The 20162-nt window shown below is 54.4% G+C and carries 19 protein-coding genes and 2 pseudogenes; 15 read left to right on the forward strand and 6 right to left on the reverse strand.

Translation table 11 applies throughout. From position 1 onward, the window contains the following. Positions 1–168: 168 nt before the first annotated feature. Positions 169–1902: a thiamine pyrophosphate-binding protein gene (locus Q1A75_RS07975; RefSeq protein ID WP_299592058.1), complete on the forward strand. Its 1734-nt coding sequence runs from the start codon at positions 169–171 to the stop codon at positions 1900–1902. A 1096-nt stretch (positions 1903–2998) separates the two neighbouring features. On the opposite strand, the gene Q1A75_RS07980 is transcribed toward Q1A75_RS07975, so the two are convergent. Both Q1A75_RS07980 and Q1A75_RS07985 read right to left on the reverse strand, forming a co-directional pair. Next, positions 2999–3754: an aspartate/glutamate racemase family protein gene (locus tag Q1A75_RS07980; protein WP_299592056.1), complete on the reverse strand. Its 756-nt coding sequence runs from the start codon at positions 3752–3754 to the stop codon at positions 2999–3001. Between the two features lie 25 nt (positions 3755–3779). Next, a complete protein-coding gene (locus Q1A75_RS07985; RefSeq protein WP_299592054.1) occupies positions 3780–4442 on the reverse strand; it encodes a GntR family transcriptional regulator in 663 nt (220 codons plus the stop codon). A gap of 49 nt (positions 4443–4491) precedes the next feature. Here Q1A75_RS07985 and Q1A75_RS07990 point away from each other — a divergent pair, with 49 nt between their 5' ends. From Q1A75_RS07990 to Q1A75_RS08030, 9 genes and pseudogenes are all read left to right on the forward strand, one after another. Continuing rightward, positions 4492–5832 carry an FAD-binding oxidoreductase gene (locus Q1A75_RS07990; protein WP_366142187.1) on the forward strand — a complete coding sequence of 447 codons (1341 nt, stop codon included), beginning with the start codon at positions 4492–4494 and terminating at the stop codon, positions 5830–5832. Between the two features lie 44 nt (positions 5833–5876). After that, positions 5877–6857, forward strand: coding sequence for a TRAP transporter substrate-binding protein (locus tag Q1A75_RS07995; protein ID WP_299592050.1), 981 nt, complete (start codon positions 5877–5879; stop codon positions 6855–6857). Between the two features lie 121 nt (positions 6858–6978). Then, positions 6979–7431 (forward strand): TRAP transporter small permease, encoded by a 453-nt coding sequence (locus tag Q1A75_RS08000; RefSeq protein WP_366142188.1) that lies wholly within the window; start codon positions 6979–6981, stop codon positions 7429–7431. Between the two features lie 3 nt (positions 7432–7434). Continuing rightward, a complete protein-coding gene (locus tag Q1A75_RS08005) occupies positions 7435–8763 on the forward strand; it encodes a TRAP transporter large permease subunit (protein ID WP_299592046.1) in 1329 nt (442 codons plus the stop codon). A 74-nt stretch (positions 8764–8837) separates the two neighbouring features. Further along, a complete protein-coding gene (gene proC / locus Q1A75_RS08010; protein ID WP_299592044.1) occupies positions 8838–9665 on the forward strand; it encodes a pyrroline-5-carboxylate reductase in 828 nt (275 codons plus the stop codon). Positions 9666–9692: 27 nt separating this feature from the next. After that, positions 9693–10103 carry a universal stress protein gene (locus tag Q1A75_RS08015; protein ID WP_299592042.1) on the forward strand — a complete coding sequence of 137 codons (411 nt, stop codon included), beginning with the start codon at positions 9693–9695 and terminating at the stop codon, positions 10101–10103. Positions 10104–10470: 367 nt separating this feature from the next. Then, positions 10471–10643, forward strand: a pseudogene (locus Q1A75_RS08020) (transposase); the annotation flags it as partial. Positions 10644–10700: 57 nt separating this feature from the next. Next, positions 10701–11069, forward strand: a pseudogene (locus tag Q1A75_RS08025) (transposase); the annotation flags it as partial. A 63-nt stretch (positions 11070–11132) separates the two neighbouring features. Then, positions 11133–11285, forward strand: a complete 153-nt coding sequence (locus Q1A75_RS08030; RefSeq protein WP_299592063.1) for a transposase domain-containing protein — start codon at positions 11133–11135, stop codon at positions 11283–11285. Positions 11286–11502: 217 nt separating this feature from the next. Here the strand turns inward: Q1A75_RS08030 and Q1A75_RS08035 are convergent, their stop codons facing one another. The 4 genes from Q1A75_RS08035 to Q1A75_RS08050 all read right to left on the reverse strand — a co-directional run bounded on the left by Q1A75_RS08035 (position 11503) and on the right by Q1A75_RS08050 (position 15789). Beyond that, on the reverse strand, positions 11503–12126 hold the full coding sequence (locus Q1A75_RS08035) for a LysE family translocator (protein ID WP_299592040.1): 624 nt from the start codon (positions 12124–12126) through the stop codon (positions 11503–11505). A 69-nt stretch (positions 12127–12195) separates the two neighbouring features. After that, complete coding sequence (locus tag Q1A75_RS08040; RefSeq protein WP_299592038.1) at positions 12196–13665, reverse strand: M17 family metallopeptidase; 1470 nt, start codon at positions 13663–13665, stop codon at positions 12196–12198. Next, positions 13665–14687 (reverse strand): hypothetical protein, encoded by a 1023-nt coding sequence (locus tag Q1A75_RS08045; protein ID WP_299592036.1) that lies wholly within the window; start codon positions 14685–14687, stop codon positions 13665–13667. The genes Q1A75_RS08040 and Q1A75_RS08045 overlap by 1 nt, the downstream gene beginning before the upstream one ends. Next, complete coding sequence (locus tag Q1A75_RS08050; protein ID WP_299592034.1) at positions 14641–15789, reverse strand: radical SAM protein; 1149 nt, start codon at positions 15787–15789, stop codon at positions 14641–14643. Before Q1A75_RS08050 ends, Q1A75_RS08045 begins: the two co-directional genes overlap by 47 nt. 616 nt (positions 15790–16405) lie before the next feature. On the opposite strand from Q1A75_RS08050, the gene Q1A75_RS08055 reads away from it, so the two are divergent. From Q1A75_RS08055 to Q1A75_RS08075, 5 genes are all read left to right on the forward strand, one after another. After that, complete coding sequence (locus Q1A75_RS08055; RefSeq protein ID WP_299592032.1) at positions 16406–16804, forward strand: DDE-type integrase/transposase/recombinase; 399 nt, start codon at positions 16406–16408, stop codon at positions 16802–16804. Positions 16805–17151: 347 nt separating this feature from the next. Beyond that, positions 17152–17397 (forward strand): hypothetical protein, encoded by a 246-nt coding sequence (locus Q1A75_RS08060; protein WP_299553192.1) that lies wholly within the window; start codon positions 17152–17154, stop codon positions 17395–17397. Further along, entirely contained in the window at positions 17397–17891 is a 495-nt protein-coding gene (locus Q1A75_RS08065; RefSeq protein ID WP_299553194.1) for a hypothetical protein, read from the forward strand. The genes Q1A75_RS08060 and Q1A75_RS08065 overlap by 1 nt, the downstream gene beginning before the upstream one ends. 379 nt (positions 17892–18270) lie before the next feature. Next, entirely contained in the window at positions 18271–19803 is a 1533-nt protein-coding gene (locus Q1A75_RS08070) for a terminase large subunit (protein WP_299553195.1), read from the forward strand. Further along, the gene (locus tag Q1A75_RS08075; RefSeq protein ID WP_299553196.1) at positions 19794–20153 is read left to right on the forward strand and encodes a hypothetical protein; all 360 of its coding nucleotides are present in this window, start codon (positions 19794–19796) and stop codon (positions 20151–20153) included. Before Q1A75_RS08070 ends, Q1A75_RS08075 begins: the two co-directional genes overlap by 10 nt. Positions 20154–20162: the final 9 nt, after the last annotated feature.

The following is a 20162-nucleotide window of genomic DNA, read 5'->3' on the forward strand; positions in this document are numbered from 1 at the left end:
CATCGAACTCGCAAATGCATTGGTCAAAGCAGACAGGCTATGGATGCAAAACCGTACTTGAACAAGACGGATACTCACTAAATTTTGCATATTGACCTGTCGAAAAGATTGAATATTGTGCTGTATACAATTTTGGCAGCAGTGTTTATCCATAGCAAGGGAAAGAGCGTGAGCGATTCAACCAAGGTGACCATGAACGGCGCGCAGATCATTTTGAAAATGCTTGAGCTCCATGGTGTAAGACACGTCTTTGGACTCCCTGGTGAAACCACGATCGGTTGGTACAAGGAATGGCGGGAGCATTCTGACATCGAATACGTGCTTACGCGGGATGAGCGTACGGCATCTTATGCCGCTGAGTCATATGCCAAGATATCCGGGCGGCCTTGTGTTTTGGAAGCCCCGAGCCCCGGGGTCACGCATTGTACGCCGGGGATCACCGAAGCCTATCTGAGTTCTGTTCCGGTCATCTATTTCAGCTCGGACATTCCGATCAATCAAGACAAAAAGCATGGCCTCACCGGTGTCGACCAGACGGCGCTCTACGCGAGTATCTGTAAGGAATCCTTTGTCCTGACGAATGCAAAGGAGATCCCTTTCCTGATGCGCCGCGCCTTCCGTGTTGCCACGTCTGGACGTCCCGCCCCGGTCCATATTCGGGTCCCGATCAATGTGTTCCTCGAAGAGGCAAAGATCGCGGACCTCTATGCAGAGAGTGATTATCAGAGATACCCTGCACACCGGCCGGTCGCGGATCACGGAAAGATCAGACAGGCCATCGACGCGCTTCTGAAAGCCAAAAAACCCGTGATCGTGTGCGGTCAGGGTGGATTGATCTCTGGGGCCTCGCAAATCCTGGTCGAATTGGCAGAGCTTTTTCAGATCCCGGTGGGCACGACGACGCCCGGTAAGGGCACCATTCCCGAGAACCACCCGCTGGCATTGCGGGTGATCGGGGGGCGCGGTGGAATGGAATATTCCAACAGTTATGTCCATGCGGCAGACACGGTCTTTTTCGTTGGGTCTAACACGGACAGCGCGGCAACAGACCATTGGAAGCTCTATGGGGATCCGGCGGCAACGACATTCCTTCATCTGGACATTGCCGAGGCCCATATCGGCAATAATTATCCTCTCAAGGTCGGCATGGTCGGGGACGCGCGTGCAACGCTGGAATACATGGTCGAGATCATCAAAGCGGAGCATCCCGATCTGACACGAGAGAAGGTGGACCTCAACCCGATCAAGAAGTCGGCGTTGGACAAGGTGTTCAAGTCGAATATTCCGATGCCCGAGGGCACGATCTCTCCTGTGAAGCTCACGCAGGCGCTGGACAGGATTCTGCCCCCAGATGCGATTGTCACGTCCGAACCGGGGGTGAGTGCCATCTACCCGTCGGCACTCCTTACCATCAAAGAGCCGGGGCGGCGCTACATCACCAATTACTCCATGGGCGCATTGGGGTATTCCGTACCCGCTGGCCTTGGCGCATCTTATGCGTCCGACGGCCCGATCATCTCCTTCACGGGCGACGGCTCCTTCGGGTTTGTCATCGGTGATATGGAGACCATTCGGCGGAGCGGGAAGAACGTGACAATCATCCTGACACGGAACGATACGTTCGGGTGGATCCGAGGCGAGGCGATCCTGCTTGATGATGTGGACGAACCTTGGTCAACAGATTTCGGGGCAGTCGACTATGTCAAGGTTGCCGAAGCGTTCGGTTTTAGCACGGCGCGCATCACGTCTGAGGATGATATCGATACAGTTCTATCCCAGGCGATCAACCATCAGGGCGCGAGTTTCATCGAAATGATGGTGCCGTCCCAGGATAAGATTGTCCCTTTCGTTCCCTCATGGGTGCGCGCGGCGAAGGCCAAGAATCTACCTTACTTCGAATAACTCTGGAGCTGATAGGACCATGGTGCGCGGTTCATTGGTCCCAAATGAGTTTCTTCTCGGGATCAAGGGAGGCGTGCGCGGTCGGGGTGCCACAAGCCTTGCGGGCGAGGGGACCAACGCTCGTAACTCTGACGGTCCGGAGCGTTCTGACCAACTTCAGCGATCATGCCCCTTTATCGGGCAATCATGCTGAATGTCTTGGAAGTATATCCAATTTTAATGGTTAAGATGTGTCTCAATGACTTGCCCGAGTGGGTCCGGCGCGGCAAGAGCTTTTGACCCTCGCGAGTAGGCAGATCACCCCCTTCTTTGAAGCCGTCTGTCTCCCTGATTATGATGACAAGGATATATCTTGAACGGGGAAGCACAATCTCGTGCTGGAGTATTCAAGGTGAGTGCTGAACTTCCACCCATCCCTTCGTCGAAGTTCAGCAATCGCCTGAGAGCAGGTTACCATTTTACATTGTAACTCAGTTCACATGAACCAACGTAGCCATTTTATGTACTGTCTGATTGACCCGGGGCCTGGGCCGGGTTCGAGGCGTCTTTGAAGAATTTCGCTGCTTTCGTCGAAGGTTACGTTACTCGCTTCAATAATCTGCGCTCCATCGCTTGAATATGTGGATGCGTTGATAGCGACGGACGAAAGGGCGAAACACCCAATTGTCAGAAGTGTCAGCGCGGCGGTGTTTGATCGTCTCTGCTTCTTCATAAAGAAGTTCCTTTCAATTTCGTGGCTTAGTTGCTGAGTAATGATCATTCATCACTTAATACATCTAGTGCACTGGCCTTATTTCCTGATACCCTGTTGATCAATGTCGTAAGTGAGATTGCTAAGAACAGGCGATTTACCGCCCAGGTTCACCCTAAGTTGGTTGTGCGTTACAAGTACGGTGCAACAAAACGCGAAGCGGACAACCAATAAAGTCACTGATGAATTGTGAACTGCGGCCACGGCATGGATAAATGGGGGGGCGACGTTGATTGCAGGCAGATGCGCCGCGTCAATCGGCGGTGCCGGACGTTCCAATGTCAATTGATCGACCATCAGAAATCGGGACGGTCGGGATATGTGAGCGTCGCTTAGGTCGATCGATCAGAGAAGGCCCGCTCTGGGATCATCCAGTTCAAGATTGAAGCGATCCGGGATCAGGCTCTCGTGGAACCATTTCAGGAAGGAGTAGATCGAGAAGACCGGTAATCCTGTCGCCTTTCGAACGTCATGGGCATACGGTGTCATATTGGTGCATTCCAACACGATGGCACCAACATCTCTATCGGTTGTGACGATCTCCTGCGCTGCATCAAGCATATCCTGCCGGCAATCCGCGAAATCTATGGATTCATGATCGTCCAGGATACAGCGCGTGAATGCACGCCCGCCATCGGTTCCATATATTGGAACACGGGTAGGGTCGGAAATGCCCGCTGCAAACAGATGCTCAGGTGTCAACGTCGCCTTGGAAATGGTAAGAATTGCGACCTTCTTCCCGGCCGGTAGAAGGGCTTGCACCATTGGTACCTGCATCAAAGACGAAGTCGCGACCGGAACAGGAACGGCATTTGATATCCTGTCTTGAGTCAGGGCGAGGAAGCCACAATTCGTGGTGATACCGTCACATCCCGCCGCAACAAGATCCTGAGCCGCATCGATAAATCTGTCTACCAACTCCATGGGATCGTGACGAACAACTCTATCAGGGCTTGCCCCTCGCACGACACGGTATTGCACGGGAAACGGCCACGTCGTCGCGTTACCGATATCACCTTGGATACGGGGGAACCTCGCTTCGAGCATCAGGATTCCAAGCGCGGCTCCGTAGACTGACTTTCCACCGTGTTCAACTGACATCCTAACTCTCTCTAATCAGTTCGGTTCAATGTCGTGGGACATAAATCTGTGAATAGGCTTTTTCGACGGTCTCGGTTGCCTCATCGACGCTGGTCTTGATGTGGGCGCGCATCCTGTGAGCCGCCCCCTCTGCGTCTCGCGCAGCGATTGCCTCGAAGATATGCATGTGAGCCGCGTGGGTGATGTCGATTTTCTCACGCATCGCAATCCAGCGAACATAGCGGATCCGCTCATATGTCAGCTCGATCATATTAAGCAATTCCGGGTTTTTTGCGAGCCTAGCGATCATCAGATGGAACTCTTCGTCGAGGGAAACGATGTCACGAGCTGGCGTCCCATCCGTGTAGTTCACGCCGGTCTCGATCAAAAATTGACGTAATCCCTCAAGCTCGTCATCCGTCGCCCGTTCGACAGCGGCCCGGACCGCTCCGATTTCCAGTGAACCACGAAGCTCATAAAGGTTTACCACGAGCTCGGGGTTCAGCGGTTGACAAAAAAACCCCCGCCCACCTTCAAATTTGAGCAAGCCTTCGGCAATCAGACGGTTCATCGCTTCACGCAATGGTGTCCGACTGGCACCGAGCTTACGTGACAGTTCACTCTCGTTAATACGTTCCGCCGGTTTGAACTCGAAATTCGCCGCCATGTGGCGCACCTGCTCATAGACCTGATCAACGCTTGTGTTCATTTTTGGTGACGCTCTCCCGTGGCCCTCTTCTTTATATACCACTCACGAATTGTCAATTATTTTGTGGACAGATTTAGATACTTATCTGTATACAGAATATGAAACCGCCCGGAATGCAGCGCCGAATTCGATTAAGGTACATATGTCCGCGAAAGAAAACATCGTCGTCGTAGGGGCAGGGATTGTTGGGGTATCAGCTGCGATCTGGCTCTTGAGAGCAGGCAAGGATGTGACGTTGTTGGACAGAACGGCACCGGGCGAGGGTACCTCCTATGGGAGTGCGGGCGTTCTGGCGAGTTGCTCCGTTGCGCCGGTCACCGCCCCCGGAATGATCACCAAAGCTCCAGGGATGCTGCTCAATCCGAATTTCCCACTGTTCTTGCGCTGGTCGTACTTACCGAAACTGGCTCCATGGCTACTGAAATACCTAAGTCATGCTAACGCACCTGAAACGCGCCGAATTGCGGCGGGGCTGGCGCCACTGACGACCGACAGCGTCGAACAACACGAAAGTTTGACAGAAGGCACCGATGCGGTACGCTGGCTGACAAGAACGGACTACTCATTCGCCTACAAAAACCGTTCCGCATTCGAAGGCGATGCGTTCACATGGGGTCTGCGTCGCGACGCAGGGTTCGAACCGGATATTATCGAGGGGCCCGCCGTTCAGGAGTTCGAACCGCTGCTTAGTAGCGATATGCAGCTTTTGGCTGTGATGCGACAGCACGGTGTGATCAGCGCTCCGGGGGCTTATGTGAAGGCCTTGGCCGACGAAGCGGAGAGACTCGGGGCACGGCTGGTTCGCGGCGAGATGCGTGACGTCGTGCTGATGGATAATAAGGTCGAGGCGATTATCACGGAGGACGAGACGATCCTTTGCGACAATGTCGTGATCGCCACCGGGGTTTGGTCAAAGCCTCTGGCTAAGAAGCTCGGTATCGACGTACCTCTCGAGACCGAACGTGGCTATCACATAGAGTTTGAGCCTGAGGATCGCGTGCTGCGTTCACCTATCATGGTGACCACCGGGAAGTTCGTTGCAACGCCGATGTTGGACGGCCTGCGTTGTGCAGGTGTCGTAGAATTTGGCGGCCTCGCAGCTCCCGCATCGAACAAACCACTCGCACTTCTGGAACGCACAGTGCGTGCGACGTTCCCTAGCCTGAGGTTGAAGAGGCGCGACACATGGCTCGGCCACCGTCCAGCCCCGTCCGATAGTCTTCCATTAATCGGTGAAATTCGGGGCAGCGGCGTATTCGCGGCGTTTGGACATCATCATATTGGTCTGACCGGTGGCCCGAAGACCGGCAGAATTATTGCAGATGTGATCGCTCATGGAGGGATCAATATGGATCTCACTCCCTACGACCCTAACCGGTTTGGAGGCTGATCCCCATGCAAATAGCAAACCTTAAACCCCAACAGGAGAGAATTATGACTTTCAAATTCAGAACATTGGTGGCGTCGGCCGCGATCATAGCCGCTGGGGCCGGTACCGCCCTGGCAACTGATTGGGATATGCCGATGGCCTATCCAGAAAGTAACTTTCACACACAGTACGGACATCGGTTCGCCGATGCGGTTCGCACGTGTACCGGTGGGTCCCTCAACATAACGATCCATTCCGGTGGCTCGTTGTTCAAGGGGAACGAAATTAAACGTGCCGTCCAAATCGGCCAGGCCCCTATAGGCGAGCGATTCCTGTCGGCTCATCAGGCGGAAAACCCGGTTTACGGCGTCGACTCTATCCCTTTTCTTGCGACATCTTACGAAGATAGCGACCGTCTTTGGGACGCATCGAAAGATGCGGTTGGTGCAGCGCTCGAGAAAGACGGGTTAGTATTGATCTATTCGGCACCCTGGCCAGCACAGGGGCTGTATTTCAAGCAGGAGATCAATTCCGTCGCGGATATGAAAGGTATCAAGTTTCGCGCCTACAACGCGGCGACATCTCGTCTTGCTGAGCTCGCTGGCATGAACCCTGTACAGATCGAGGCCGCTGACCTTGCGCAAGCGCTTGCCACGGGTGTTGCAGCATCCTTTATTTCATCTGGTTCCACCGGATATGACACCAAGATCTGGGAGCTGCTGACCCATTTTTATGACACACAGGCGTGGTTGCCGCGCAACGCTGTCTTCGCGAACAAGCCCGCCTATGACGCCTTGACCGAACAGGAGCAAAACTGCCTTCAGGCAGCAGGGGAGCTCACATCTGCGGCTGCAACGGCCCGTTCTGAACAGTTGGCAGGATGGTACTTGCAGCAGTTTGTCGACAACGGGATGACTGTGGCGGCTCCGAGCGACACGTTGCGTGACGAGCTGAAGGCCTTCGGCGCGACGATGACAGAAGAATGGTTGGCGTCGGCGGGGGAGACCGGGACTGCGATCATCGAAGCATATCAAGCTTCAGAGTAGACATGTCCGGGGTTCGAGCGATCGAACCCCGAACCAACATTAAAGGAGGGCTCTCATGGGTATGATCAGAAAATTGCTTGATGGTCTCTATTTTCTAGGCGGGGTTCTGGGAGGAATCTCCATGATCGCCATCTTGATACTGATCTGTGTTCAAATGGTGTCGAGGTGGTTGGGAACCTCCTTTCCGGGTGCTGCAAACTACGCTGGATACTGTATGGCTGCGTCTATCTTTTTCGCGCTCGCCTACGCGCTCAATCATGGCGCGCATATCCGTGTGACATTGATCCTCTCCGGACTTGGCCGAAGCCGGAAACTTGCTGAGATCTGGTGTTACGGATTCAGTGCCATATTGATCACGTTTTTCTTTTACGCCGCTTTCGAGCGTAACCATCAATCGCAAAAGTTCAACTTTCTGAGCCAGGGCCAGGACGAGATGCCGCTCTGGATTCCAGAACTTTCGATGACAATCGGCGCGGGCATTCTTGCCATCGCGCTCTGGGATCACGTCATCCGGCTGCTCTTCACGAGCTACGCAGGGATCGAAGACTTGCCACCGGAAGAGAGGACGGAATAGGCCATGGACCATTTTACACTCACCGCGATTTTCCTGATCGTCTTATTCTTTCTGTTAGGATCTGGGATCTGGATCGGGCTCTCGCTGATGGGCGTTGGTGCGATCGGGATCATGCTTTTTGACAAAGGGTTTGTTGGCGCAAACCTCACCGACAAGGCCTGGGAGAGCGCGTCCAGTTGGACGCTGACAGCACTTCCTCTGTTCATCTGGATGGGTGAGATTCTCTATCGAACCCGATTATCGGAGGATATGTTCAAAGGTCTTGCACCATGGATGGCACGTCTGCCGGGCGGACTTTTGCATACGAACGTCGTCGGCTGTACAATTTTTGCAGCTGTTTCAGGCTCTTCAGCAGCTACGCTCACGACTGTAGGCAAGATGTCGATCCCCGAATTACGCAAACGCGGCTATCCGGAGTTCATGACAATCGGCACATTGGCGGGTTCAGCCACACTCGGTCTGATGATACCACCCTCGCTCACTCTTATCGTCTATGGTGTGACCGTTAATGAAAGCATCACACAGCTGTTCATGGCTGGTATATTACCTGGCATTGTGCTCGCATCGATGTTTTCGCTCTACATAGTGTTCTGGTACTTTTTAAAGCGCGACCAGCGTCCTGAACCCGAGCCCACGATGACGTTCAGCGAGAAGGTTTGGAATTCTCGGTTCCTGGCCCCGGTGATCCTGTTGGTCCTGACCGTAATTGGTTCGATGTATTCCGGCATAGCGACGGCAACTGAGGCCGCCGCCTTTGGTGTGATCGGCGCGCTTGTTTTGGCGGCGTTTCAAAGGTCGTTAACTTTTGAAACGTTCTTTGAAAGTCTGATGGGTGCAACGCGTACGTCTGCCATGATCGCACTCATTTTGATGGGTGCTGCGTTTCTCAGCCTTTCGATGGGCTTTACCGGGCTGCCAAGGACGATTGCGGAATGGATCGGTTCGCTGAACCTGTCACCGACCGTGCTGATCCTGGCGCTGATGGTGTTCTACGTTCTGATAGGAATGTTTCTGGACGGCATTTCATCTGTGGTTCTGACGATGGCTGTCATTCTGCCGATGATCACCACTCCGGCGTTTGCGGAACTTGGGTTTGATCTGGTCTGGTTCGGTATCTTCATCGTCGTGGTAGTCGAGATGGCACAAATCACTCCCCCCGTCGGGTTCAACCTGTTTGTTCTCCAGGGCATGACAAAACACGAGATGGGCTACATCGCGCGTACCGCCGTTCCGATGTTTCTAATCATGGTCTTAATGGTCGTCATACTCATCTTGTTCCCGGAGCTAGCGACCTGGATGCCGGAAAACATGCGTGCGCGTGGTGGCGGGTAATGAATGAAATGCCTCGGCCAAACGCAGTCTTGCTGGCCGGGGCCACGATCCAATCAACTCTGAAAGCGTAGGCCGTGAGCGGAGAAAAAAGACTTGCTAAACTGAGCTTGTTACTCGTCGGTTGCGGCAAGATGGGATCGGCCCTCCTACACGGTTGGTTCGATCAGGAACTTCGACCCAGCCATGTCGATGTGCTCGACCCGAACCCTCCAGATTGGGTCGAAGAGATGGTTCCACTTGGGTTGCGTGTTAATCCACCCGACAGGCGTCTTTACGACGTTATCGTCGTTGCGACGAAGCCTCAGTATTTTCTCTCTGCAATTGAGTCGCTTGGTGACGTATCTCTTGAGAAGACACTGGTGGTCTCCGTTGCCGCGGGTGTTTCGATTCCACAGATAGAAGAGATGCTTGGCAAACGCGCCGCAATTGTACGCGCAATGCCAAACACTCCAGCCGAGATTGGGTGCGGGATGACCTGCGTTGTCGCGAACCGAAGAGGGGCGGGGACGCCTCTAAGTGTCGCCAAGCGCTTGATGGGGGCGGTTGGTGAGATCGCAGTCTTGAAGAATGAAGAACAGATGCACGCGGTCACAGGCGTCTCTGGGTCTGGGCCGGCGTATATCTTTGCAGTGGCCGAAGCGATGGAGGCAGGAGCGGTCGCCCAAGGGTTACCTAATGCGTTGGCCCGTAAGTTGGTCATTGAGACCATCCGAGGGGCGGGTCAGTTGATGGCTACATCAAAATCCACACCACCCTCCCTTCGCGAAGCTGTGACCTCACCAGGCGGCACAACTGAAGCAGCTTTAAGAACATTGCAGAGACCGCGTGACGGGCTCACCACCTTGTTCTGCGACGGTATCGAAGCCGCCACGGATAGGAGTCGTGAGCTTGCAAATACCTGATCAATTGATGCGTAGGAGGAAATCCAAATGAAACGAAATTCGATTCTGGTGCCGGTCTCAGTAAACCAGTTGGACATGGCCTCGAAAGCATTGAACGAGGCTCGTGAGATGCTGGCTGACGGTGGGACGATAACCGTTCTTAACTCACATGAACCGATCCCCGGACCGGCACGTCACTATCTTGAGAAAGACGCACTCAAGGATCGGGACGCAGAAATCCTAAGCACACTCCAAGCATTTGTCGGAGAGGATCCCAGATGCAAGATAGAGTTGGTCAGCGGTCGCGCCGGTGTGACGATCGTTGAATTCGCGCGCACGCACAGCACCGATTGTATTATTATTTCGTCACACCGGCCTGATCTGTCTGACTATCTGTTGGGTTCGACCGCATCACGTGTCGTCAGACATGCGCAGTGTTCGGTCTTTGTCCTCCGGTGATAGCTGGTGCACCGGCGTATCTGATCTGATCCATACCGTTCAACCGTTGATGCCATGGGTATCTAGTCGCGTTCGAGAAACAGCGCGATGCCCATGTGGAGTAGCCCCCTGAAAGTGGTCCAACAACTGGGATAGAACCACGAGATATGCCAATGGAGCAATACCACGCGCTCTACAATCTGGCAGAACTCGTTGAGCCGGTCAGGCGGCACTGTTCTACGAGTTCTCGCTGGAAGATCATGTGCCCCAAGATCACCTGCTGCGCTCGATTGATCGGTTCGTTGATCTGGAAGGTATTCGGGCGTATCTCGCAGACTTCTACAGCCACACGAGCCGTTCCGGCTGTGAGGCGATTGTCCAATCGCCATTGCCATCACATCCGATTGAACGCGGCAGGCCAGGACCAGGCCTGTTGGCTCATGTGTTGGTCAGCAAATATGCCGATCACCTGCCGCTCTATCGCCAAAGCCAAATCTATGACCGTGAAGGCATTGATCTGGATCGTTCCACGATGGCCGATGGGGTTGGCCGTTCAACGGCACTTCTTGAACCTTTAGGGGCTGGGCGCATGCGGATGAATGCTCTGGCTTCAACGGATTGTTCGGTGAGGACGAGGCGGATGAGATGGCCTGCATGGCACATGTGCGCCGCAAATTCGTTGATGTCTTCGCGTCCCAGAGCAACGCGACCGTCGAGCAAGCCATCCGCCGGATCGCGGAACTCTATGCTGTAGAGAAAGAGGCACGCGGCAAACAACCCGAGGAACACATTGCATTGCGCCAAGCGAGGGCCAAGCCCGTCTTCGATGAGCTCGAAGTCTGGTTGCACGCGCAACTGCCAAAAATATCAGGCAAGTCACCATTGGCTTAGGCCATCCGCTACGCCCTTGGCCGGATGCCGAAAGCGCGGCCATACCTTAAGCATGGCTATCTGGAACTCGACAACAACACAGCCGAACGTGCCGTGAAACCTGTAGCCACCAGCCGGAAAAACTGGACGTTCGCAGGTTCCGAAGGTGGTGGAAAAGCCATGGCCATCGCATTCACCCTGATCGAAACCGCCAAACTGAACGACGTTGATCCCCAAGCCTGGCTCACGTGGGTCCTGGGCCAAATCGCCGATCACAAGATCACACGTTTCGACGAACTCCTCCCCTGGCGTTACGCTGCAAAAGCAGCGTAACAAGACCACTTCCGGGACGATAGGGCGGGTTCAACGGACGGGCACCCTTAATCCGTGCGTTTGACTGATATTCTGAGCCTGTTGCCGAAGTCTCCCGGATCATGTACTCAGGCTGATTGATTTTGGATCGGTAGCCCACCGGGCTGCGGCGGGCCATAAGCCCCCGCCCGGTATAAGCGTAAGTGTGCCATGCAGTATGAGCAAAAGCGAATTTGCGTCAGCTCGTGCCGCTGAGGAGCATGTAAACTGCAGCGGCTCCAAAGAAAGACGCAAAGACTGCTTCAAAGCCTCGACGACCCTTCAGATACATGCCGGTCATTGTCTGACTAGAAAAGAGCAGTGCGTAGGTCGTAACAATCGTGAAGTTAATGGCGACACAGGTGCCAATGATCCAAAGGATCGAATGCACGTTACCGCCGGGTCTCATACCTATGGCAATAATGGAACCCCAAAATATCACAGCTTTGGGGTTTGTGAGGTGTATAAATGCACCCAAGCTCCAAGCCGCCACATGGGAGGCGACACCAGTATCTTTGACTTCTATTTCCTTTGCACGGGTCGCAGATCGTGCGGATTTAGAACTGAGCCAGAGCAAGTAACCTGCGCCAGCGTAACGAATAATTTCCACTAACCATTGGTTGGTGGCAAGGATCGCACCGAAGCCTAATGCCGCGAAAATTGCCCAAGACATTGAGCCTGTGGTGACACCCCATGCGAGTGCGAGGCCCAAGCTTCGGGTTCTCTGCATCGAGGTGCCTGCGATCGCGAGCGTCGCTGGTCCGGGTGTTAATCCTCCCAAAAGCGAAGCACCTATAACAATCCAGAAGTTCACGTATTCCATCGGGCACCTTCAAATCTGGTACATACGACATCAGTGATGCTATGGATGATATAGTCGACTTTCATTGCACTAAGCCGGTTTTTCCGTTCGCATAAGATCTAATAGCGTTAAAACGCCAGCGCCGCTCGCCCAACCGGGGCTTTCAGCAGTGCGTCTTGTGTTCATGCCGTTAGACCCAATGTCCATATGGATCCACGGTATCGAGCCAGCGAACTCTCGCAGAAACAACGCTGCTGTGATCGCTCCTGGCCCTTCGTAGCTGAAGTGCTTTAAGTCAGCACTTTCACTCTTCAGATGGGTCAGATAGCAGTCATCCAAGGGCATTTCCCAGACTTTCTCGCCTGCCACATGAGCACTCGCACGCAGAGATTCGCTCAACGCACGATCGTTTGAGAAGAAACCGGCGATATCATTGCCAAGGGCGGACAGCATCGTTCCCGTCAGGGTGCCAATGTCGATCATCGCTCGTGGCGGACTGTTGGCTGAGACCCAACTCATGATATCTGCCAAGATCAAGCGACCCTCGGCGTCCGTATTAGTGACCTCAACAGTCGTGCCATTACACATAGTCAAAACGTCAGCTGGTCGAAACGCATTCGATCCAACAACATTTTCTGCGACACCGATATAGGCGGATACGTTCCCCTTGGATTCGGTGATCGCAGCCGCCAAGACTGCGCCAACTGCAATAGCCCCGCCTGCCATGTCGCCCTTCATCTCATCCATCCCTTTCCCGGGTTGGATGCATAGGCCACCCGCATCAAATGTGACTGCCTTGCCAATAAGTGAGATTAGGTCGGGTTTTTCGCCTTCTGGCTTCCAGCGGAGCACGATCATACGCGAGGGCTCACAGGAAGCCCGGCCTACTGCGACAAACGCTCTAAGACCGAGTTCAGTTAGCTGCCTCTCGTTGTAGACCTGAATATCGAGATCAGGGATAGCAGCTGCCTTCTCTGCAACAGCTCTCTCAAAACCGGCAGGTGACAGGATATTTGGCGGCGCAGAAATGAGGTCTCGGACAAAGTGAACAATTTCAGCGATGAGACAGGCGCGCTTAACAGCGTTACGGTCAACATTGGAATGATGGGGGAGTGCGACGCTAATGCAAGGAATGGATCCATCATCCATCGAAGTAACCTTGGTCTGCCTGTACAAACCAAGAAAGAGACCAAGGAAGAAGGAAAATGTGCCATCATGATGATGTTCAAACTCGTTGACCAGTCCTGAGTTCAAGGCGATCTCGCAATCCTCAACCCTCTTTAGGATGGTTTCTGCACAGTTAGCCCCGAGACGACGCAACATGTCCGTGTCATCGTCACCTGCGATTGTGACAAAGGTATAAGTTGAAAGGCACGTTTCGTCGGGAACAGAAATGTCTTTCGCCGTTGTTTGACTAAAGTTCAGATTTGCTAACGGAAGAATTTCTGCGATTGATGAGCCATTATGAAGGTCTGCAAACTCATGTCCAGATGACGGCATGTGCAGCGGTACAATAGTTGTATGTGCGACGTCGCAAGGTGCGAACGAAATGTTCATCATTATTGTATTACTCCATATGCTCGAGGGTTAGTGTACCGCGACGTCTGCCCATACCCTGGTGTGAACATTGCTGGGTCGAACCCTGGTGATGGCTCCGCAGCGTCCACGACAGAAATGACGAGAATGTCGCGGTGGCGACTTGGCGCGGGAAGGCCGGCGCGATGCAAGCAAAGCTGCGTGTTTCCTACAAGTATACTACCTACTGGACCAACATGTTGTATCCAACGCGCATCTGGAAAATTGTCTTGAACCTCAAAATCTGCGTCCTCCCGTCCGTTAAATTCTTCTGACGAGAGCGCTTGTGCAGTATCTTTTCTTGAAAGGATCGAGAAGGGCCCATCGTCAAGTGTGACATCGCTGATATTGATAAATACCTTATGCAAATCACTGCGTCGTTGATCGCAATGCCACCAATTCGCATATACCTCGAAGTTGGCTTTCGGGGGTGGAGCAATCGTGCGGTAGCATTCGATGTCGACAATACGGACGCTGTTGCCAACACAACCTTCAATGACCGGCCAGAACTTCGCGTTCAAAATTTTCGGCAGTCCCGGCAGGTTTTCGGGATTTTCTATCCTTCTCCCAACTTCGCAGCATGGGAAGCGTTCACCAAGTAAATCCAGGTTGTCCCCGTGAGGTTCGGATAACGAAGGGTCCGCAACTGCAGACTGAAAGCCCGCTTGTAGCTCCTTCAAAGACCTTGCATCATGCTCAACGCACACGGTGCCATAGCCCAAACGTTTGTAATGCCTTGCTTGGTCAAGCTCAGCAGGTTTTTGACGGAGGCGAACGTATGACCCGTTCAGCCTCCCCAATATGTTCAGGGTTGCCGGTGTCGTGTTGCCGAAAACCTGGCGTCCAAGCTTGACGTCTTGATACCCCAGCCAGTTTGCCAACTTGGCTCCTAGGTACTTATCAAGTCCCGTGCGGTAATATTCGTTTCCAGAGCTGTGTTGTTTGAATCTTCCCATAGCCTTATGTTGAAGCTTCCAAAACTTGTTGCCGCCTGCGAACCGCGTCATCAACGTGCGTTACCAGCTTGAGAATGTCGCGACAGTAGACATTCGGGTTACGGAAACCCTTGGACAAAGAAAACCGTCCCGCCAAATCTCCACCGTTACACACGTGTGAGATCGCGCAACTTTCACAGACTGGCGCGATACTATCTGCTCCAAGGTCGACGAGGTAGGAATTGACGAGATCATAAGCGTCGTCTAAGCTATCCGTCGTGATGTTCAAACCAAGGTTGGTCAAACCATCTGCTGTCACTTTCAGCGCGTCGCCTATTTCGAGCGCGCCGTCTGTCTCAACTACAACTATGTTGCGCCCACTTTCCCCAAAGCTTTCTGTCGATGAGGCTCCACCATTCAAAAGATGAATAAGGGATTCAAAAACGACGACACGTACAGATGCCTCACTCTGGCTCCAACGCTTGAATGCCTCAATCAGCCAATCGCCCACTGATGTCTCTGGAGAGTCGGGCTCTTTCCAAGGCGGGTGATCATCGTGGGTGTATAGAGGAAATAAGAAATTGAGTGCAGGAGGATGAAATTTCGTTAGGTAGTCGAATGTGGCTGTTGCATCAGATGCCGGATCGAGAACACACAAGAACCCACTAAATGCGTCTGGGTGATGATCCATCAGGATCCCCACCCCTTCTTCAACGCGGCTTGCTGAGCCCAAACCTCTATGGTCCAGCCGAGCCTTGTCATTGACATCAGGTGTTCCATCGAGGCTAACGCCCACCCCGACGCCGTATTCCGCCAGAATGCCGCAGTTTACCTTGTTGAGCAGAGTTCCATTGGTCTGAATAGTGAGAGAGACATCGATACCGGTTTCCGCAAATGTCGCTCTGATAAGCGAACAAAAACGCCGGAGTACTTCATTGCCGATCAAAAGCGGTTCCCCGCCATGAAGGGCGATGTGTATCCTAGGAAGCTGCTTCTTCTCAGCGTACGCCCTTATTTCCTCGATGGTGCGTTCGAATGTGTAAAGATCCATCTTTTTTGGCTTTTTACGCCACGTGGTGTCTGACTTGTTGTACATGTAGCAGTACGTACAATTCAGGTTGCACCGGCTATGTATCTTGAGGACGAATCCATTGAATGCTTTGACGGGAGTCATGGCTTACATATCTCCGCTACAGTTAAATTAAAGAAGGGGAGATGCTTCCACCTCCCCGACCATCTTTTAGTCTAACGAACGTGCATGCCCTTCAGTTTGCAGCGAAAAAGCATGTCCGGCGAGCGAACGCGCATGGCCAGCTTCAATTAACCGTGCGGATCCCGCTTCGAGAGAGCGCGCGTGCGCTTCCGGTTTACTCAGACTGCGGGCATGTCCGGTGTCGGAAAATCCGGTTCCCGCAATAGCAGTGTCAAGGTTTGTGTACATTGTATTACTCCTTATTGGGAAGAAAAGGAGCCATCGATGACACAACCAAAGATAGCATTCAAGCATTCGATTCTCTACGTTTGGCTTCTTTGGTCGCAACTTTTCGCCGGTTTTTTGCGAAACTGTCTAGTTTGCCTGGCATTTAATCATGTTTCACTGATTGACACTCTTTGGTGTCCATCAATTAAGCAGTTCTTAGAAAAAACGTGTAATGACTGTCGAATGGTAAAGCTATTCGACCGTCAATCACAAGAAGGTCGAGCGGCTCTGGCGGGAAGAGGGATTACAGCTTCCGCAGCGCCACAAGAAGCGCAAGCGGCTCTACCACAAGGACAGCTCGATCATCCGATTGAGGCCAACGCATCCGAACCACGTCTGGGCCATCGACTTCGTCCACGACAAGCTCAGCAATGGGCGCAGTTACAAGATGCTGACGGTTCTCGATGAGTTCACGCGGCAGGCCTTGGCTGTTGTGGTCCGCACAAAGATGGGTGCCGACGATGTTCTCGAAGCACTCTATCCGCTCCTGCTGCGCCACGGTTCCCCAGAGTATACACGCGGAACCGCCGCAACTCGTTTGCTTAACGCAGGCCTGACACTTGCTGAGATCGCCAATTACATGGGGTGGTCTGTCCGCTATGCCGCTCAGGTCATCGAGTACTACGCGACTGTTTCGCCAAGTGAATCTGAGGCGGTTTTGGCCAAGCTAGAAGCCGCAGTGGAGCGAGAAAATGCGCTTTACTTGTAAACGCTATTGTAAATGCCCCCGAGGGGGCAAAGAGAGGAGACAGCTAAGTGCTTGAAATTAAATGGAGGCGAGTACCGGAATCGAACCGGTGTACACGGATTTGCAATCCGGCCTGCTATCCAAGGAAATCAACGGGCTACTGTTTCAAAAGAGGCCCCGACAAACCGTGAACTTTCCGCGAAAGTTTCAAGAGTCGAACTGACCGGCGCAAACGAAAACCCCGGCGCGACGGCAATCGCAACCGGGGCTAAAGATGTTGTAGAAGCTAGCTCACTTCCCCCTGTTGATAGCCCGGAATGGGCCGGAGCGCCAGCGATTATCCTGCGCCATTTCTGCGGGGTGGCGGCATGACTGACCAACCCAAAGCCCTTTCCCGGCAACAGCGGTGGCGCAAGCGCAACCCTAAATCCTACATCGCCCACTTGGCCGTGGGTGCTGCGCTGCGTCATGGCGTGATCGAGCGCCAACCCTGCGAACAATGCGGGGCGTCAAAGGCTGAGGCACACCACCCCGACTATGAGCGGCCCTATGACGTGGTGTGGCTTTGCCGCAAACATCACAAGGCTGTCCACGCGGCGGAGGTATCCGCATAATGGGACGCGATAAGCGCAACGAAAACCGGGCGGAGCATTGGACCAAGATGGTCCGCCCCACCATGCAGACGGACGCATGGCGCGCGCTGTCCAGCACGGCGCAGGCGCTTTATCCGTGGATCAAGTTTGAATGGCACGGTCCTAAGGCGAACAACAACGGCAAGCTGCGCCTATCGGTGCGGCAAGCTGCTGAGTGCCTTGGGTGCAATCCTAAGACCGCTGGACGTGCGTTCCATGATCTACAGGCCAAGGGCTTCATTGTGCAGACTGAGGGCGCTTGCCTGAGTGCAGGCGGTGACGCGCAATCCCCCAGCTATGAAGTGACAGAGATAGCGTTGCCCACGTCCAACACGGGGCGGCGTCTATACCGTGACTGGCAGGCAGGCCATGACTTCCCGGTCAAGATGGCAACTACCAACAACCCGGCGGGTGTGAACGGGCAGATGGTCACTGGCGTCACCAACGTGGTGTCTCTCGCGGGGGGCAAGCCATGACATATAAATCTAAAACCCCAACCCCATTTTGGGGACGGTCCTGTCCCCATTTTGGGGACGGTTATGGTATCCCCTGTCCCCATTTTGGGGACGCCCTGTCCCTATTTTGGGGACGGTTTAGCGGGTTTTTTGCCCCCCCCCGTGCCCATTTTGGGGACATCCTTAATAACCATACACCTAACAACCTGTCGCGCGGCCTTGGCGCTAAGCAGGCTGGACGGCAGGTAGGCCCCACACACCGGACGGACGGCCAGCCTGCGTGGTTGCAATATGTGCAAGGTCTGGGATTGGTCCCAATGCCCGCTTTTCAGAGTGGGGGTGTGACCCGGCGCTTAACTGTTCCTTTCTCTCTCCCGAAAAAAACTGGGGAGGAATTTGCATGGTAAGAGCATCGAAAGAGGCAACGGCGGCACTGCGTTTCCTTCCCAAGCTGGTGGTGCCTGAGGGGCGGCTTGCCGGTAAGCGGGTGAAGCTGGCAACGTATCAGAAGGAATTTGTGCGCGGTGCCTTTGCAAAGGAAATCGAGGCGGGTTGTCTTAGTATTGGCAGGGGGAACGCAAAAACGGCCCTGTCTGCGGGTTTGGCCTTGGGTCATTTGATGGGCGAAATTGCCCCCCAGCCCAAGCGCGAAATCATCTTTGCAGCACGCAACCGCGACCAAGCAAAAACGGCCTTTGGTTTTCTTCTGGGCTTTATCGAGGGTTTGCCCGAAGACGAACAAGAGCAATTCACGATCCGACGCGGGTCTAAGCTGGAAGTCGAAACGGACGGCAACGGCGGCGGGCTTGCCCGTGTTATCGCTGCGGACGGCAAGTCAATCCTTGGCGGTGCGCCAACGCTGGCAATCCTTGACGAACGGGCGGCATGGGAACGCGAAAAAGGCGATGCGCTTGAAAACGCAATCTTGTCTGGTCTGGGCAAGCGCGATGGGCGCGCGCTGATTATCAGCACCTCGGCACCGGATGACGCGAACACCTTTTCGCGGTGGTTGGACGAACCGCCCCCCGGCACCTATGTGCAGGAACACCGCCCGGACCCCGGATTGCCCCCGGATGATCTGGCATCCCTTCTCATTGCAAATCCCGGTGCGTCTGAGGGCATTGGCCCTTCTGCTGAGTGGCTGGTGGCGCAGGCACGGCGGGCGATTGCGCGCGGCGGGTCAGCCCTGTCCAGCTTCAGAAACCTTAACCGCAATGAACGGGTGGCGTCTGATGATCGGTCTGTGCTGCTGACGGTGGATGAATGGCTGTCGTGTGAAGTATCACCCGACGATCTGCCCCCGCGTGACGGCCCCGTCGTTCTGGGCATCGACCTTGGCGGGTCGCGTTCTATGTCGGCGGCGGCGCTTTATTGGCCCGACACCGGGCGGCTGGAATGTGTTGGTGCTTTCCCATGCAATCCGGGCCTTGCGGATCGTGGGCAAGCTGACGGCGTGTCTGGGCGATATGTTGAAATGCGCGACCGGGGCGAACTGGTGACGATGGGTGACGCGACCGTGCCTGTTGCCCGTTTCATGGCTGACGTAGTGGACAAGCTGGACGGCCAAGCGCCTGCGGCAATCGTGGGCGATAGATTCCGCCATGCTGAATTTATCGAGGCGTTGCGTGACGCCGGCCTTGAACGGGTGCCTTTCATCTGGCGCGGCTTTGGCTGGAAAGATGGCTCGGAGGACTGCGAACGCCTACGCCGTGCGGTGTTTGAAGGCGACGTTAAGGCCATGCCGTCGCTGCTGCTGCGTTCTGCATTTTCCGATGCAATTACGCTGGTGGACCCTGCGGGCAATCACAAATTGGCGGCGGGGCGTTCAACGGGCCGGATCGACCCGGTTGCGGCAACGGTCCTGGCCGTGGCGCAGGGCGTCCGTATGCGACGCGCACCCACACAAACCAAGGGGAGGCTGGCATGGGGCTAAAGCAAATTGCATCCCGGCTGATTAAGCAACACGGGCAAGCGGCAACATTGCTGCGCCCCGGTGAAGGCACGGACGATGGTTATGGCAACGTTATTCCCGGCCCTGATGCGCCTCATCCCGTCACCCTGTTGTCCGCGACATATGCAACCGAGTTACAGCTTATCGCGGGCGGTTTTTTGGACGTTGGCGATCAAAGGGTGCTGGTGTCAGTCGAAGGTCTGACGGTTGAACCCGCGACCACGGATAAGCTGTTGATCGACGGCACCGAATTTGAGGTGCGGCGGGTTGCCCCGCTTTCCCCGGCTGGTGAGGTCATTTTCTGGGAAATGCAGGTGCGCGACGATGACTAGGCGCAAGGA

Origin of the sequence: uncultured Tateyamaria sp. (genome assembly GCF_947504105.1) — a bacterium.
GTDB lineage: Bacteria > Pseudomonadota > Alphaproteobacteria > Rhodobacterales > Rhodobacteraceae > Tateyamaria.